Genomic DNA, 16,062 nt, shown 5'->3' on the forward strand with positions numbered 1-16,062 from the left:
ATAAATTAAAGATTAAATTATTGTTTGGAAGTACAAAGTTGTAACTTATTAGACAATACATAGGTTATCTGATGTGTTTATCTATATACAATTTAAATCTTTCAATGGACAATTTCATTAGAAAAAGGATCGACATAGCGACCTGTTGGGCAACCAATAGAATTTCTGCAATGGACACTTTAGAAAGGTATGAAGACAGTTATGCAATAGCTGAAGAATTTAGAGAGTGGATATTACATATTGGAGAAAAGAACGAAAATTTAAAAGATTCTGTTTTAAACTTCCCAAAGGAATTAAAAAAGTTATTAGACCAAAAAGTCAACGATTGAGTAATAAATCTATCGAGTGAAATCCGCCCTACATTATTTGGGTTAGTTTATTATCATTAGTAGTGAAATTAGCAAATAAATGGAAAATAAAGAGAAGATTTCAAACATAGAAAATGTAGTAATTATAGGTTCGGGACCTGCAGGTTACACCGCTGCAATATATGCCGCACGAGCAAATCTCCAACCATTACTTGTAACAGGATTTAATTCTGGTGGAATTCCTGGTGGGCAATTAATGACTACAACATTTGTTGAAAATTATCCAGGTTTCCCAGATGGAGTACTGGGTCCTGAATTGATGGATCTAATGAAGGCTCAAGCAGAAAGATGGGGCACTAATTTATATGAAAGTGATGTAGTCTCAATTAATACCGATTCACATCCCTTTGAATTAAAAACTTTAGAAGGAACTATAAAATCTAACTCAATTATTATTGCAACTGGAGCAAGTGCAAATAGATTAGGCGTAATTAATGAAGATAAATTTTGGAGTAAAGGAATAAGTGCTTGTGCAATATGTGATGGAGCCACCCCACAATTTAGAGATGAAGAATTAGCTGTTATTGGAGGGGGGGACTCTGCATGTGAAGAAGCAGCTTATCTCACAAAGTATGGAAGCAAAGTGCATTTGATTGTTCGATCAGAAAAATTGAGGGCTAGCGCAGCAATGGTTGATAGAGTAAAAGCTAATCCAAAGATAGAAATTCATTGGAACACAAAAGTTGATAAAGCGGATGGTACTGAATGGCTAGAGAGAATAGAAACTATTCACTCTCAAGAAGGTAAAGGGGAAATAAATATAAAAGGTCTTTTTTACGCGATAGGGCACACACCTAATACGAAATTCTTGGGAAACAAAATTGATTTAGATAATAAAGGCTATATTGCTTGCAAATCAGGAAGGCCAGAAACATCTATTGAAGGCATCTTCGCTGCAGGTGATGTTGTTGATTCTGAGTGGAGACAAGGAGTTACCGCTGCAGGAACTGGATGCATGGCAGCATTAGCTACTGAAAGATGGCTCGCCGAAAAAAACTTAGCAAAAACTATAGTCAGAGAAACACCAGAACCAGAAAAAAAGCTTAATTCATCAGATTTTAATGAAGAAGAAGTTAATGAAGACACTTTCGATTCAAATTCCGAATGGCAAAAAGGCAGTTATGCATTAAGGAAACTTTATCACGAGAGTAAAAAACCTATCTTAGTAATTTTTAGTTCCCCTAGCTGCGGTCCATGTCATGTTTTGAAACCTCAGTTAAAAAGGGTAATTAAAGAACTTGATGGTGCAGTTCTTGGTGTTGAAATAGATATTGATAAAGATCAAGATATTGCAATACAAGCTGGTATTAATGGCACGCCAACAGTTCAACTTTTTAAAGAAAAATTATTAAAAAAACAATGGCAAGGTGTTAAACAAAGAAGTGAGTTTAAAGAAGCGATAAAAAATATTATCTAAAGTATTTTTTTATTTATTATTTCTCTTGGGATTATTTTTATTAGTAGTAGGTCTAGCACCGCCTGCATTCCTCTCTCTATAAGTTATTCTCCCTCTAGAAAGATCATAAGGACTTATCTCAACTAACACTTTGTCTCCAGCTAATAATTTAATTCTAAATTTAGTCAATTTACCTGCAGCTCTACATAAACATTGATGCCCTTCAGGTTGTTCTAAGGTAACCAAATAAAATCCATTCCCCTGCTCTTTTTCTATTACACCTGAAGTTTCAATCATTAATTAATCTTTTACTAAGTACATATTATCAGAAAAAGATTGGCCAAAATTGATTTAAAAAAAATTACATACGTAAAAATATGCAATTCAATTCAAATTGAAAATCTAATTTCATTAATTATTTGAAGTTGTCCATAGTAAAAATTTGCTTTCGCAATTTTTTCAGAATCTTCTAATTGATCAAAAAAAACAAACCCAAGGCTTTCCCATAATGAAGATCCGCAAACATTATTCAATTGATTTTTTGCTTCTTTTGCAAAATTATCTAGTTTTCGCTCAAGGTTTTTAGACTTAGAAACAGACATAGGTCAATAATATTCAATATAGTACAAATATACTATATGATTCTAAAATTGCAATATTAAAAAGGTAATCTCTTTTTTTCTTCAATATTAAGATCTGCTTCCATTTCCCTTAATCTTTTAAGTATTTGTTGATAGTACTCTTTTATATAACTCTCTAGTGAGGTCATATCCTCTTTTTTAAGTTCCAATATTTCGTAAGTTTTGCTCATGTCAGCATCTAATGATTCACCACTACTAGTTACTTCAGCAAAAGCCAATCGCTCAGCAACATTAAGAGAATCTTGGAAAAAGGAAACTACTTTTTGAGTGACACTAATAAGGAAAGGGGAAACTCTAAAAATTTTCGCCTTTTTTTCACTAAATTTTTCACATAAAGATATAACTTCATTTGAATCCCATGCTTTGGGACCTACTAATGGCAATGATGTTCTGTGAGTTTTTGGATTATTTACTGCTGCTACAACAACTTTCGCCATATCTTGAGTATTCATGTAAGCAATTTTAGTTGGAGTCCCACTCATCCACACTGCTTGACTATCCAAGATTGGTATTGCAAATTGACCAATAACTCCTTGCATAAAAGCTGCACATTTGAAGATTGTATAGTCTAAATTAGATTTCTCAAGAAGTTTTTCAGTGCAAAATTTAATGTCCATTAAAGGAACATTTCTAAACTTTTCTGTTAGGAGGATAGAAAGGAATATTACCCTTTTTACGTTTAAAGATTCGCAAGCATTGAATAAGTTAAGTTTTCCATCCCAATCAATTTCATAAATACTTTTAGGATCATCTGCCCTACTAGTCGCTGCATCAATAACTACTTCAATATCTTGCAATGCATATTCGATATCAGAAGAATTTAATAAATTACCTTTTGTTAGCTCACAACCCCATTCTTGTAGAAAGGAAGCTTTTCTTGGATTTCTTACAAAGCATCTTACTTCGTGTCCCTCTTCTATAGCTTGCTTTGCTATTTGTCTACCAAGTGTCCCTGTTGCTCCTACTAAAAGAATCTTCATACTTAAGATTTACTTAACTTTAAGACCATAACTCAAATTGTGATGTATCTGTGAGAATCAGTCTCCCTGAAACTTTAATAACAAAGCACCACCAACTAATCCTATTGGTATCAGTATCCAAAAAACTGCTGCAATACTAAAAATTTCTTTAGCCATAGTAAAATTGAATCATTACTATAATTTACATTCAAAATACATTTATTTGTTAAAAATGTAGATAATTCAAATATCTTGAAAATTTTCTAACATATGAATAATAATTTTAAAAAAAATATAAACATTCCTAATTACTGGAATTGGAATGGTTTTAAAATTTGTTGGAGTGTTACAGGCGAAGAAAATGAGATTCCAATTATCTTTCTCCATGGATTTGGAGCAAGTCGAAAACATTGGAGAAACAATTTAGAGTATTTTGCGAAAAAGAATTTTGCCTCTTATTCTTTGGATTTAATAGGATTTGGGGATTCAGATCAACCTGGGATTAGACAAATTGGAAAACTAAATAATGAGATTTGGTGTGATCAAGTGAAAGACTTTATTGCACAGGTAATAAGACCAAAGAATTCTGGGAAAGTAATTCTTATTGGCAATTCCCTTGGATCACTAGTTGCTCTAACATGTGCTGTTTCATTAGAGGATCAGATTGCAACAGTTATTGCATCGCCTTTGCCAGATCAAATTCAAGAAAATAAAAAGTCCATAACAAAAAAATCGTCATTTAAGGAATTTCAATATAGATGCATAACAATATTTTTTTTGTTTTTCCCCTTGGAGATTATTTTATTTTTAATAACTAAATTAGGGGTTATAAAACTGGGACTAAATTCTGCCTATTTCAAAAAAGATAATATTGATCGCGAACTATTAGATTTGGTGACAAAACCAGTTTTAAGAAGAACTTCGGCCAGATCATTAAGAGCGATGTGTATTGGAATGTCTTCAAGAGATGAAAAATTTCAAGCTTCTTACCTTTTGAGAAAACTTAGTTCCTCCAAAAAAGTTCCTTTTTTATTAATTTGGGGAGAAAAAGATAATTTCATACCTTTGTTTGTTGGCAAAAAGATTGCAAATTTCCATAGATGGGTAAAATTAAAAATAGTATCCAATTCAGGGCATTGTATCCATGATGAAGATCCTTCAGTATTCAATAGAATCTCTTATGAATGGATTAGAGATTTAAAAACCTTTTAAAATATGAAACATACATTATCAGTTCTTGTAGAAGATGAATCTGGAGCTTTAAGTAGAATCTCAGGTCTATTTGCAAGAAGAGGATTCAATATAGATAGCCTTGCAGTAGGACCTGCAGAATCTAAAGGGATTTCAAGGTTAACAATGGTAGTAGAAGGTGATGATGAAACTCTTCAACAAATGACTAAGCAACTTAATAAGTTATTTAATGTTCTTGGAGTTGTAGATTTTACTAATCTCGCAGCTGTTGAGAGGGAATTAATGTTACTAAAAGTTTCATCGAAAGAAGATACCAGAAGTAATATCCTTGATATAGTACAGATTTTCCGTGCAAAAGTTGTTGATGTTTCAGATATGGCCTTAACTCTCGAGGTGGTTGGAGATCCTGGGAAGTTAGTTGCTTTAGAAAAATTACTCGAGCCATACGGCATCCTTGAAATTGCGAGGACTGGCAAGGTAGCTCTTAAACGTTCTTCAGGAGTTAATACAGAAATGTTGAAAATAAATAAATATTCTCTAGAAATTTAATTAGTTATATCTACTGCCTTAATGTAGTCTTCTTTATTGATTTTTTTTAGTACATCTAATCCTTTAATAATCTTTCCAAAAATTGAATATCTTCCATCTAGTTCTGGGATCTTACTAGTTACAAAAAAAAATTCAGTAGATGAAGACTTATTCTTACCGCTCTTAACCATAGCAATTGAACCACTTTCAAAAGTATTAACTAACTTTTCTATTTTATTAGGATTTTTTATTTGATAATTATACCTTGGTTTAATTTCTTCTTTAAATTTTATTTCTAAAGGTATTGATGGATTTGTCTTATTAAGGTTTTGTTTTCGTTCAATATAAAGTTTATTTTCTGGATTAACACCACCATGTATAAAACTTATTTGGGGATAATTTATTATTTTATAAAATTTTTGATTTACGTAAATATTATTGTCTATGTTTTCCAGAAAGTTTGATACTGTTACTGGGTTATCTTTACCAAATAATTTAACCTCAAAATCACCTTTTGAAGTTTTAAAATTGACTACTTTATTACTATGGATACAAGTAAATTTAAGTTTTTGGCAATAATAATTTGGTTCAATCTTATTCTTAAAACTACAAGCTTGAACCAAAAACAAAACATTTATAAAAGATAGTGTTCTTAAAAAGTATTTCTTTTTTATTTTAAGCCCTCCAAATTAACGCCCAAAAATTTAGCCAGACGAGCCCCTTCTTCTTCAACTTGAAGCAGTGGTTTTAGTTCACCTGCTCCACTTAATGGAAGAGGTTTTTTTCTACCTTTCAATATTAAAGCAATTCTTCTTCTAGGATTAAATCCCTCACTTATATCTAACTTAACCGATTTAATTTCATCGAAATTTAATTTAACTTCAATATCTTTAAATAATCCTTTTCTTTTTATTTCTACAGATTTTGATGATTTATCAAAATAATTACTTCCTGAACCAAAATTAATATAAACCAGATACCATAAATAAAAATTTAACAAATTGGCTATTATTCCATACGCTCCCATTATTATTCCTTGAGGGATGAACAATAAAGTGGAAGGATTACCCAGAGGCAATAAATCCCTTCCTGTGTAACTAGATATAGAGGCTAGAAGAAAACCAATCCCACCAATAGTTAGCATTCCGCCAATTATATAATTAGAAATTTTCCTTGAACCACCAATTTTTTGTTCGATTTTATCGAAAGACGTGAGGTTTGAATTCATTTTTATCTTTTTTTAGAGCCTAATTCAGATAATTTAACAAACTAAGGGAGTATTCTTACCTAATTTTTAATAAAAAAGTCAGGAAAGCTTTACAAGGCATTTCAGATATACAAATATTTCCCCACATTACTCTCAATCTTTGTTACAGTCACTGCGTATCCCGAAGCTAAAAACGATTTCTCATGACGATCGCAGTTGGTAGCGCCCCACAAAGAGGATGGTTTGATGTCCTCGATGATTGGTTGAAGCGTGACCGCTTTGTATTTATTGGTTGGTCCGGACTACTTTTACTTCCTTGTGCATATCTTGCTATAGGTGGTTGGTTTGTCGGAACAACATTTGTTACCTCTTGGTACACACATGGAGTTGCAAGCTCATACCTTGAAGGTTGTAACTTTTTAACAGCAGCTGTAAGTACCCCTGGTGATGCCATGGGACACAGTCTTCTATTTTTATGGGGTCCTGAAGCCCAAGGTAGTTTTGTAAGATGGCTACAACTTGGTGGTCTTTGGAACTTCGTTGCATTACATGGAGTATTTGGCCTAATTGGTTTTATGCTTCGTCAGTTTGAAATTGCTGGCCTTGTTGGAATTAGACCGTACAATGCATTAGCTTTCTCAGCAGTAATTGCAGTATTTACAAGTATTTTCCTCATTTATCCTTTAGGACAGCATAGTTGGTTCTTCGCACCTTCATTTGGTGTTGCAGCAATCTTCCGTTATATCCTATTTATTCAAGGTTTTCACAATATTACCTTAAATCCATTCCACATGATGGGAGTAGCTGGAATTCTTGGTGGTGCTCTACTTTGCGCTATTCATGGAGCTACAGTACAAAATACTTTGTATGAAGATACAAGTATTTATACAGATGGTAAGGTTCAAAGTTCAACATTTAGAGCTTTTGATCCAACTCAAGAAGAAGAAACTTATTCAATGATTACAGCGAATAGATTCTGGAGTCAAATCTTCGGTATTGCTTTCTCAAACAAGCGTTTCTTGCACTTTTTGATGCTGTTTGTACCTGTTATGGGTATGTGGACATCTTCAATTGGTATTGTCGGCTTAGCACTAAACTTAAGAGCTTATGATTTCGTAAGCCAAGAGATCCGTGCAGCAGAGGATCCAGAATTTGAAACTTTCTATACAAAAAATATACTTTTGAACGAAGGTATGCGAGCATGGATGTCTTCTGTGGATCAACCACACGAAAACTTTGTATTCCCTGAGGAGGTTCTTCCACGTGGAAACGCCCTTTAATAACTTATTAAGAGCTCCAAACCAAAGTATTGAGGAAACTGGCTATGCCTGGTATGTAGGTAACGCTAGATTAATCAATTTATCTGGACGTTTATTAGGAGCTCACATTGCTCACTCTGGACTAATAGTCTTTTGGGCGGGAGCAATGATGCTCTTTGAGGTTAATCATTTTACTTTTGATAAACCGATGTGGGAGCAAGGTCTAATCTGTATGCCACACGTAGCAATGTTTGGTTATGGAATAGGTCCTGGTGGTGAAGTTACAGACATCATGCCTTTCTTCCAAGCGGGCGTGGTTCATTTAATAGCTTCTGCTGTTCTTGGTTTTGGTGGTATTTACCATTCATTAGCAGGTCCAGAAAAACTTGAAGAAGATTTTCCGTTTTTCTCTACTGATTGGAGAGATAAAAATCAAATGACCAATATTCTTGGATATCATTTGATCGTTCTAGGTGTAGGTGCATTAGCATGGTCAGTAAACTGGTGTTTTATTGGTGGTGCATATGACACATGGGCACCTGGTGGTGGAGAAGTCAGACTTGTTAATCCAACACTAGACCCAAGAGTTATTCTTGGTTATCTATTTAGATCTCCATGGGGAGGAGCTGGTTCAATAATCGGTGTCAACTCTATTGAAGATATTGTTGGTGGACACGTTTATGTGGGTATTACTGCAATTATTGGAGGAATATTCCATATCTTTACCAAACCTTTTGGATGGGCAAGAAGAGCATTCATCTGGAATGGTGAAGGATTACTAAGTTATGCACTTGGTGGAATCTGTGTAGCAAGTTTTATTGCTTCAACATTCATCTGGTTCAACAACACCGCTTACCCTTCAGAATTTTATGGCCCAACAAATGCTGAAGCTTCACAGGCTCAAAGCTTTACTTTCCTTGTGAGAGATCAAAGAATTGGTGCTAACGTAGGTTCAACAATGGGACCAACAGGTCTAGGTAAGTATCTCATGAGATCTCCTACAGGTGAAATTATATTTGGTGGTGAAACAATGAGATTTTGGGATTTCAGAGGCCCATGGCTAGAGCCCTTAAGAGGACCTAACGGATTAAGCCTTGAGAAAATCCAAAACGATATTCAGCCTTGGCAGGTAAGAAGAGCTGCTGAATATATGACTCATGCTCCTAACGCTTCTATCAACTCTGTTGGTGGAATTATTACAGAGCCTAATGCTGTTAACTTCGTCAACCTAAGACAATGGTTAGCTGCAGCTCAATTCTTCCTAGGATGGTTTACATTCATCGGTCACCTTTGGCATGCAGGACGTGCTAGAGCAGCCGCTGCTGGTTTCGAAAAAGGAATCGACAGAAAGAGTGAACCAGCTCTAGAAATGCCTGATTTAGATTAAATTCTTTTTCAAAAAAAAAGCCCTATCTAAAGATAGGGTTTTTTTTTGCTAAATTTTCTTACCTATATAAATTTTTTCTGAGCCATGGCAAGCTTAAACCCATTACATTACTGAAACAACCCTCTATTTTTTCTATATATTTACCGCCTATACCTTCCAAGGCAAATCCTCCCGCGCAATATAAAGGTTCATTTGTATCTACATAACTCTTGATTTCCCAATCTTCCAACTTAGAAAAATCAACTCTTGAACTTACTATTTTTTTTATTATTTCAGTGATTTTAAAAATTTTAGAAGTTGAATCAAAATTTCCAATTATCAGAGTATGACCAGTATGTAAAAATCCAAATTCTCCAGACATTTTTTTCCATCTAATAAATGCCTCCTCCTTATCAGATGGTTTTCCATAAGCTTCTCCTTTAAATTCAAAAATTGAATCGCACCCAAGTATTTCCAAAGGACCATAATTAAATTTTTCGGGCAATGATATATTTTGAATATTCTCAGATAAACTATTAGCCTTTTGAAAAGATAATTCCAAAGCTAAATTAAATATATTCTCTTCTTGAATAGTACTTTCATCAAAGTCGCTTGATATTTGGATAAATTCAATTTGACAATTTTCTAGTAATTTCTTTCTAGATTGAGAAGCAGAGGCTAGAATTAACACAAATTTTTTACCAAATTATAATTCAATTTAATAATTAATAAATTTTAAAATTAATATAAATTACTAATGGAGTCAGAAGCAAAATTACATGAAATAAAGCAACCAATAATGGTCCTAGGCACTTGCAGTGGAGCAGGTAAATCTTTAACGGTTACTGCTATTTGCAGAATTCTTAAGAATTTAGGAGAAGAACCAATACCTTTTAAAGGACAAAATATGAGTAATAACGCCTGGGTTGATTGGGATGGCGGAGAGATGGCATATTCACAAGCACTTCAAGCTTTTGCTTGTGGTATTAATCCCTCTGCAAAGATGAATCCCATTTTATTAAAACCACAAGGGGACTCAACAAGCGAGGTGATTCACCTTGGGAAAAGCATAGGGACAACAACCGCACAAAATTACTATAAAGATTGGTTTATTCCTGGTTGGGAAGTAATTAAAAAAAGTTTAAAGTCTATTTACGATAGGAATCCGAATTGCCGTTTAATCATCGAAGGGGCTGGGAGTCCTGTAGAGATGAATTTGATTCATAGAGATCTTACTAATTTAAGAGTTGCTAAGTATTTAAATGCAAATTGCATTTTGGTTACTGATATTGAAAGGGGAGGCGTATTTGCACAAATAATTGGCACGCTTGAATTAATGAAGCCTGAAGAAAAGAAGCTTATTAAGGGAATTATTATAAATAGATTCAGAGGAGACCTTTCATTATTTGAAGACGGGAAAAAATGGATAGAGAATAAAACTCAAATCCCTATTATTGGAATTATTCCATGGTTAAATGATTCATTCCCTCCAGAGGATTCTTTAGATTTAATAGAAAAAAAATCACTTTTTAAAAATCCTGAAATCAAAGTTGGGATTATAAAATTACCATCTATTAGTAACTTCTCAGATTTTGATCCCCTAGAAAATGAAGAAACAATATTAATTGAATGGATTAGAAAATCACAAAACCTAAGTAATTATGACTTCATTGTTCTGCCGGGGAGTAAACAAACCATTAAAGATCAAATATTTCTTGAAAATTCTGGCTTAACTCATGATATAAGGGACTATTCAAATAACGAAGGAAATATTATTGGAATATGTGGAGGTTTACAAATGTTAGGGACTACACTTGAAGATCCTTATTTTAAAGAGGGTTCCAAAAATTATTCTGAACAAAAAATTAAAGGGATTGGATTACTACCATTAAAAACGACTTTCTTTAAAAAAAAATTAACACGTCAAATCAAATCTAAATCTATATGGCCATGCCAATCAGAAATTAATGGATTTGAAATTCATAATGGTCAAACTGTATTAGATGAAATCCAAAGTTCATTAAAGATTAATCCTATTTTTGAAGATTTAGATCTTGGTTGGTACAAAGAAAATGATAAAGGAGGAACTATTGCAGGAACATACATTCATGGGATCTTTGAAAATGACAGTTGGAGGGAGCAATACATTAATTTAATTAGGAAGAGTAAAAATCTACCAATATTAAATAAAAAATCAATTTCTTATAAAGAAAAGAGACAATCCATTATTGATAATCTTGCGAATGAATTCCACAAACATTTAAATCTCAAATCATTTTTAAATTGAAAGAAACAAATATAAAAATAATATGGCCAAACAATAAAGAAACATTTGTTTCAGAGGGTGATGACTGGTTTTCTTCTGCTGAAAAAGCAGGTTTAGAAATCCCTACTGGCTGCCTCACTGGAAGTTGTGGAGCCTGTGAAATAGATGTAAATGGTGAAACAGTAAGGGCTTGTATAAGTAAAATTAAAAATAAAAAAAAATGTACGTTACAGGTTTCTTTAACTACTGACCCCTTTTGGGAAAAATAAATTTCACTAAACATTACCTATTATTAGATAAAGGAAAACATAGTAAAAAAATGATCCTAAAAATGTATTTATTAGAATAACCTTCTTTTTGATTTTGGAAGAGGCAATAATATAGCTACCCAAAACATGAGGCAGGATTGGAAAAGATCTTATGATTAAAATATAAAAAGATCTAAAAGTAATATTGTCAAAAAATTTATAAAACTTATTTTCCTCTGGTTTTTTAAAAAATAATATATTTCTAGAAAATTTAAATTTAATTTTCCTCAGAATAAGAACTTGAATTACACTTAAAATGGTTAAAGCAGGAGAAAAAAATAAAACATAATGCAACCCAAAATTCTTTATTAATAAAAAATCAAAAATAATTGATAATGGTAGGCCTAAAAATATAGAAACTATATTTAAAGCAATCAAATATTTGTATTGAATATTATTAAATAAGAACTCAATATCATAGGTATACTTGAATAATAGAGCAAAAAAATAAACAACTAAATAGGTAAAAAATATTTTAATAATTACTGAGTTAAAATATAGATTTTTTTTATTCATATGAGATGAACATTAATAATGATTATCAAAAACGTAGAGGGCAAATAACATCTTTTTCCTACATGGGAAATTATAGAACCAAACAGGAAATAATTTGAAAAGAACTAATTTTATCCATTATCAAATTTTTTTTATAGGGAACATTTAGAACGACACAGGAAAATATAAAGCGGTAACAAATTTTTCATAAAAAAAAGACCCCTATAATGGGGCCTTTCATGGTTTTACTAAAAAAGTGTTTCCTTGTTTCCACTTTATAAGTTAAACCACTCTTCACACTTTTTTAATTTATGCCATGAAGTTTTTTTTCGTGGACGAGACAAATGGAATGTTACTTAACTGTCACATATGCCAGTTTTTCATTTCTGGGCATAATGCAAAAAAAAGACATAAATACAGAAAAAGGAGTGTTTACTTATCAGAGATTAACGTGTGAAGAGTTTCCAATTTGTTTAACTTACTAAGAAAAGGTATAAATTTTATATGGTATTACCTTCTCCTAAAATAGCAATTGGACTATGGCTTATAAGTATTGGAATAGTGGTTACTTTTGATATCAAAAATGAATTATTTGAAAATAAAGAGTACAAGAAAAATTTTGGTGCGCAGTAAAACAAAGATATTAATTTGATCAATAAATAATTATCTTTTAGATCAAGAATAAAAAAAATCCAGCAATAAGTCCACTTATATGGCCCAATAAACTAACTTCAGGTAAGAAAGAGAAAATCAATCCTAAAGTGCATATTGTCTTTAACATTTTTTGCACTTCATAATTAGATTTTAAACTAATTTTTTTGCCTAAAAAGCGACTCTTTCCATAAAAAGATGCTAACAGTAAGAATCCAAATAAAGCATAAATTATTCCACTAAATCCTAAAGCGGCATAGTTGGGATAGAAATTAAGAAAGTAAGATAAAATCTTTTCGTAAACCCAGATAATAAAAAAATTAAAAAAAGAACAAATTAAAATAAATTTCAGATAAAAAAATCTGCTTTCTATTCCAAGTCTAATCAAAAAATATCTTGTAATGATTATCCCACCAAGATTACTCAATAAATGATTTAAATCTGCATGAACTAGGATTGATGTGAGAATCCTATGAGGTTGATCACTAATTAGTCTTGGTACAAAATATAAAATTTCTTTATCAAAAACCCTAATTAAATCTGTAAGTATAAAAACTATAATTAAAAGAGATGCGCTTAAGATGTATTGCCAATCATTTTTAGATATTGAATTATTAATATCCATATTTTCTCTAGTTTTATAATCAAAGAATATCTACTTACTGATAAAAAAAGAACGTGAAAAGGGGATTTTGAATGTCTTGAATTTTATATTACCTTTAGTAAACTTTGCAATGAGAACTTGTTGGGTGGTCTATGCATTCTTTTTCCCAATAATCTTGCCTAGGGTCTTTTGGCAGTTGATAATTAAAATCATGCATTTTCCAAATATCTGAAGTTGCATTTTTTAGGGCAGTTAATGGAGTGGTTAGTCTCATAAACCTCCTTTATGACTACTTCTTAATTATCCTCCTATTCAATTGAAATTAATAGAGTATTAATACCCGAGTATTAGTGCTTTGTGGTTGTCAAAACTATCTCTTCCCATTCATTAGGAGTAGAAAGAATTCAGAAGTCAAGGGCACTTCATCGACTCTCTGGACATCGAGGCACATGAGACTCAAAAGGGCAAACAAATGTCCTCTTTTTTTAAATTTTATAAGTACTTTTTATTAAATAATTACATTGATAATGGGAAAGATTACAAAAAACGGAGAGGGTGGGATTCGAACCCACGAATAGTTTCCTATTAAACGATTTCGAATCGTTCGCTTTCGACCGCTCAGCCACCTCTCCCTAATTAAAGAATATATTTAAATTTCATATATTATGTTTTCAATCTATATATATCTTTATTTTCAATTCCACCCTGAATCTTTCATCAATTTTATCGCAAGTGAATTATTTACTCCAAGGTCCTCTACCGTTACGCTATCAGGATTAAATTCTCCAAAGTTTTTGACAATTGGATTTTGATTAACCTCTTTTAATGGATGTTCAAAGGTAGGAGCAGCAAGACCTTTACTTCCTAATGGAGATGCTAAATACTCAAGAAGCTTAGTAGCCTCATCCTTATTAGTTGCGTATTTAGCAACACCGCCTGCGCTAATATTTACATGCGCAGGACTAGGTGTAAGGACTACCGTTTTTTTTGCATATAAAGCATCCCTTCTACCATTAACCCCAGCTAACATTCTCGCAACATAATAATGATTAACAATCCCTATGCCGCACTTCTTCTTGGAAACTGCTCTAATTATTGAAATATCGCCTGGGAAGAAAGGTTGAGAAACATTAGAAATCATTCCGTTCAACCATTCTCTGGTTTTTATTTCCCCTTTATTAACAATTTGGTTGGCAACTAAAGATTGATTATATGGACTTTTTCTATTCCTTAAGCAAACCTTACCTTTTAATGATGGATCAGCTAAATCTGTATAGTCTTTAATCTTAGTTATATCAACAACCTTAGGATTCGCGACCATAACTCTAACTCTTCGAGTTAGTGCATACCATTGCTTATCCCTATCTTTTAAACCAACTGGTACATTATTTTCCAAAGATGTAGATTCTATACTTTGAAGTAATCCTGCCTTTGCAGCATTAGTGATTCTTGCCGCATCAACAAGCAATATTAAATCAGCTTGAGAGTTCTTTCCTTCTCTTTTCAATCTTTCAATTAAAGAAATCCCCGCTGCTTCTATGAGCCTAACTTTTATTCCAGTTTCTTCTGCGAATTTTTTGTATACCATTCTATCAGTATTATAATGTCTCCCTGAATAAACTCTGACTTCTTTTTCTGTGGAATTTACAGGTATATTTGAATTAATAAAAAAACTAAAAGCTAAAGCTGAAAAGAAGAGTTTTTTAAACTTTTGCACTTTTTTTAAATAGTATCTATGGTTACTTTATACACATCTAAAGAACGAGAATCCTAAAAGATATTTCTAATACATTATCTTGTATCATTTTTTATAAATTAAATGAATTATTTAACCATCCCACTACTAATTAACGAAGAGATAGAAACAATAAATTCAAATTTCAAAAATCATAACGCTCTTTGGGAGGATGGCAAAAGAACTGCTGGAAGTCATGCTTCAAAAGTAAAAAATAATTTGCAATTAAATAGAAACTCAGAATTGTCAAAGAAATGCGCTGAATTAATAAAAATTAAGATCCTCGCTAACCAATTGATTAAAAGTTTTGCATTACCAAAATTAATACATGGAATAATGTTTACCAAGTCCAAAAAAAACATGGGATATGGAAGGCATGTAGATAATCCGTTCATGTCTTCGGGCAGATCAGACTTATCATTCACTATTTCATTAAGTCATAAAGATTCATATGAAGGAGGAGAATTACTTATAGAAACAATTAATTCAGAAAACAAATTTAAGCTCGATGCTGGAGAAATAATTATTTATCCAAGTACCTATCTTCATTCAGTTGAAGATATACAAAGTGGAGAGAGAATAGTATGTGTAGGTTGGATTGAAAGTTATGTTAAGTCAATTGAAGAAAGAGAATATTTGTTTGATCTTGATGCAGGAGCTAAAGGTTTATTAGCGAAACATGGGAGGTCAGATGAACTGGATTTGATATTTAAATCATATTCAAACATTCTCAGATTACTAGGTAATTAGAGAATCATTTTATACACTCAATAGAAAATAACTTTTAGAGTGTTTATCATAAAAAAAGCAAATTAAATAAAATGCCAAGAAAAAGTCCAATTTCATTATTTTTAGCAGCAACAAGTATTCTTTCTATTGCAGCAACTGAAAATATTTCAACAAAAGCTGGTGAAAATGAAATTGGAGGATTAAAGGAATGGAATACCAATATGCCTATTGATGCAGATTTCATACTCGATGAAAATGCTCAAAGATTAGCTGATGAAGCAGCAAAATCTAGCACCTGTATTCCTATTGGAGAAGGAGAGAATTGTTGGTAAAAAACTTACTTTAAAAAATAATAAAGT

General features: G+C 32.1%; 21 protein-coding genes and 1 tRNA gene. 11 read left to right on the forward strand and 11 right to left on the reverse strand.

Translation table 11 applies throughout. From position 1 onward, the window contains the following. Positions 1-104: 104 nt before the first annotated feature. Together HA148_RS06445 and trxB are read left to right on the forward strand one after the other, a co-directional pair. Positions 105-329, forward strand: a complete 225-nt coding sequence (locus tag HA148_RS06445; protein WP_025888753.1) for a hypothetical protein — start codon at positions 105-107, stop codon at positions 327-329. Between the two features lie 79 nt (positions 330-408). Further along, complete coding sequence (gene trxB, locus HA148_RS06450; RefSeq protein WP_209131216.1) at positions 409-1,785, forward strand: thioredoxin-disulfide reductase; 1,377 nt, start codon at positions 409-411, stop codon at positions 1,783-1,785. Positions 1,786-1,794: 9 nt separating this feature from the next. On the opposite strand, the gene infA is transcribed toward trxB, so the two are convergent. From infA to petM, 4 genes are all read right to left on the reverse strand, one after another. After that, positions 1,795-2,061 carry a translation initiation factor IF-1 gene (gene infA / locus HA148_RS06455; protein WP_025906690.1) on the reverse strand — a complete coding sequence of 89 codons (267 nt, stop codon included), beginning with the start codon at positions 2,059-2,061 and terminating at the stop codon, positions 1,795-1,797. Between the two features lie 92 nt (positions 2,062-2,153). After that, on the reverse strand, positions 2,154-2,366 hold the full coding sequence (locus HA148_RS06460; RefSeq protein ID WP_209131218.1) for a hypothetical protein: 213 nt from the start codon (positions 2,364-2,366) through the stop codon (positions 2,154-2,156). Between the two features lie 56 nt (positions 2,367-2,422). Further along, positions 2,423-3,385 carry an NAD(P)H-binding protein gene (locus tag HA148_RS06465; RefSeq protein WP_209131220.1) on the reverse strand — a complete coding sequence of 321 codons (963 nt, stop codon included), beginning with the start codon at positions 3,383-3,385 and terminating at the stop codon, positions 2,423-2,425. Positions 3,386-3,442: 57 nt separating this feature from the next. Beyond that, the gene (gene petM / locus HA148_RS06470; protein WP_011132786.1) at positions 3,443-3,541 is read right to left on the reverse strand and encodes a cytochrome b6-f complex subunit PetM; all 99 of its coding nucleotides are present in this window, start codon (positions 3,539-3,541) and stop codon (positions 3,443-3,445) included. Between the two features lie 93 nt (positions 3,542-3,634). Between petM and HA148_RS06475 the strand changes: the two genes are divergently transcribed. Together HA148_RS06475 and ilvN are read left to right on the forward strand one after the other, a co-directional pair. After that, entirely contained in the window at positions 3,635-4,576 is a 942-nt protein-coding gene (locus HA148_RS06475; protein WP_209131222.1) for an alpha/beta fold hydrolase, read from the forward strand. A 3-nt stretch (positions 4,577-4,579) separates the two neighbouring features. Further along, on the forward strand, positions 4,580-5,104 hold the full coding sequence (gene ilvN, locus HA148_RS06480) for an acetolactate synthase small subunit (protein ID WP_011818754.1): 525 nt from the start codon (positions 4,580-4,582) through the stop codon (positions 5,102-5,104). On the opposite strand, the gene HA148_RS06485 is transcribed toward ilvN, so the two are convergent. Next, on the reverse strand, positions 5,101-5,706 hold the full coding sequence (locus HA148_RS06485; protein WP_209132198.1) for a peptidylprolyl isomerase: 606 nt from the start codon (positions 5,704-5,706) through the stop codon (positions 5,101-5,103). The two genes, ilvN and HA148_RS06485, sit on opposite strands and share 4 nt — an antisense overlap. A gap of 47 nt (positions 5,707-5,753) precedes the next feature. Further along, positions 5,754-6,311: a photosystem I assembly protein Ycf4 gene (locus tag HA148_RS06490; RefSeq protein ID WP_209131224.1), complete on the reverse strand. Its 558-nt coding sequence runs from the start codon at positions 6,309-6,311 to the stop codon at positions 5,754-5,756. Positions 6,312-6,493: 182 nt separating this feature from the next. Here HA148_RS06490 and psbD point away from each other — a divergent pair, with 182 nt between their 5' ends. Together psbD and psbC are read left to right on the forward strand one after the other, a co-directional pair. Continuing rightward, complete coding sequence (gene psbD / locus HA148_RS06495) at positions 6,494-7,570, forward strand: photosystem II D2 protein (photosystem q(a) protein) (protein ID WP_002807316.1); 1,077 nt, start codon at positions 6,494-6,496, stop codon at positions 7,568-7,570. Further along, positions 7,554-8,936, forward strand: coding sequence for a photosystem II reaction center protein CP43 (gene psbC / locus HA148_RS06500; protein WP_011818757.1), 1,383 nt, complete (start codon positions 7,554-7,556; stop codon positions 8,934-8,936). The genes psbD and psbC overlap by 17 nt, the downstream gene beginning before the upstream one ends. A gap of 58 nt (positions 8,937-8,994) precedes the next feature. On the opposite strand, the gene HA148_RS06505 is transcribed toward psbC, so the two are convergent. After that, positions 8,995-9,606, reverse strand: a complete 612-nt coding sequence (locus HA148_RS06505) for a nucleoside triphosphate pyrophosphatase (protein ID WP_209131226.1) — start codon at positions 9,604-9,606, stop codon at positions 8,995-8,997. Positions 9,607-9,672: 66 nt separating this feature from the next. Between HA148_RS06505 and HA148_RS06510 the strand changes: the two genes are divergently transcribed. From HA148_RS06510 to HA148_RS09635, 3 genes are all read left to right on the forward strand, one after another. Beyond that, the gene (locus HA148_RS06510) at positions 9,673-11,202 is read left to right on the forward strand and encodes a cobyric acid synthase (RefSeq protein WP_209131228.1); all 1,530 of its coding nucleotides are present in this window, start codon (positions 9,673-9,675) and stop codon (positions 11,200-11,202) included. Continuing rightward, positions 11,199-11,450 (forward strand): 2Fe-2S iron-sulfur cluster-binding protein, encoded by a 252-nt coding sequence (locus HA148_RS06515; protein WP_209131230.1) that lies wholly within the window; start codon positions 11,199-11,201, stop codon positions 11,448-11,450. Before HA148_RS06510 ends, HA148_RS06515 begins: the two co-directional genes overlap by 4 nt. A gap of 1,038 nt (positions 11,451-12,488) precedes the next feature. Continuing rightward, on the forward strand, positions 12,489-12,617 hold the full coding sequence (locus HA148_RS09635) for a hypothetical protein (protein ID WP_257471610.1): 129 nt from the start codon (positions 12,489-12,491) through the stop codon (positions 12,615-12,617). 37 nt (positions 12,618-12,654) lie between these two features. On the opposite strand, the gene HA148_RS06520 is transcribed toward HA148_RS09635, so the two are convergent. The 4 genes from HA148_RS06520 to HA148_RS06535 all read right to left on the reverse strand — a co-directional run bounded on the left by HA148_RS06520 (position 12,655) and on the right by HA148_RS06535 (position 14,956). After that, on the reverse strand, positions 12,655-13,260 hold the full coding sequence (locus tag HA148_RS06520; protein ID WP_209131232.1) for a rhomboid family intramembrane serine protease: 606 nt from the start codon (positions 13,258-13,260) through the stop codon (positions 12,655-12,657). A 94-nt stretch (positions 13,261-13,354) separates the two neighbouring features. Next, a complete protein-coding gene (locus HA148_RS06525) occupies positions 13,355-13,513 on the reverse strand; it encodes a hypothetical protein (RefSeq protein WP_209131234.1) in 159 nt (52 codons plus the stop codon). Between the two features lie 273 nt (positions 13,514-13,786). Next, positions 13,787-13,871 (reverse strand) — tRNA-Ser (locus HA148_RS06530). A gap of 62 nt (positions 13,872-13,933) precedes the next feature. After that, positions 13,934-14,956, reverse strand: a complete 1,023-nt coding sequence (locus tag HA148_RS06535) for an extracellular solute-binding protein (RefSeq protein ID WP_209131236.1) — start codon at positions 14,954-14,956, stop codon at positions 13,934-13,936. Between the two features lie 102 nt (positions 14,957-15,058). Here HA148_RS06535 and HA148_RS06540 point away from each other — a divergent pair, with 102 nt between their 5' ends. Next, positions 15,059-15,724: a Fe2+-dependent dioxygenase gene (locus HA148_RS06540; RefSeq protein WP_209131239.1), complete on the forward strand. Its 666-nt coding sequence runs from the start codon at positions 15,059-15,061 to the stop codon at positions 15,722-15,724. Positions 15,725-15,795: 71 nt separating this feature from the next. Further along, positions 15,796-16,035, forward strand: coding sequence for a hypothetical protein (locus HA148_RS06545; protein WP_209131241.1), 240 nt, complete (start codon positions 15,796-15,798; stop codon positions 16,033-16,035). Positions 16,036-16,062: the final 27 nt, after the last annotated feature.

The organism is Prochlorococcus marinus XMU1405, from assembly GCF_017696275.1.
GTDB lineage: Bacteria > Cyanobacteriota > Cyanobacteriia > PCC-6307 > Cyanobiaceae > Prochlorococcus_A > Prochlorococcus_A marinus_AB.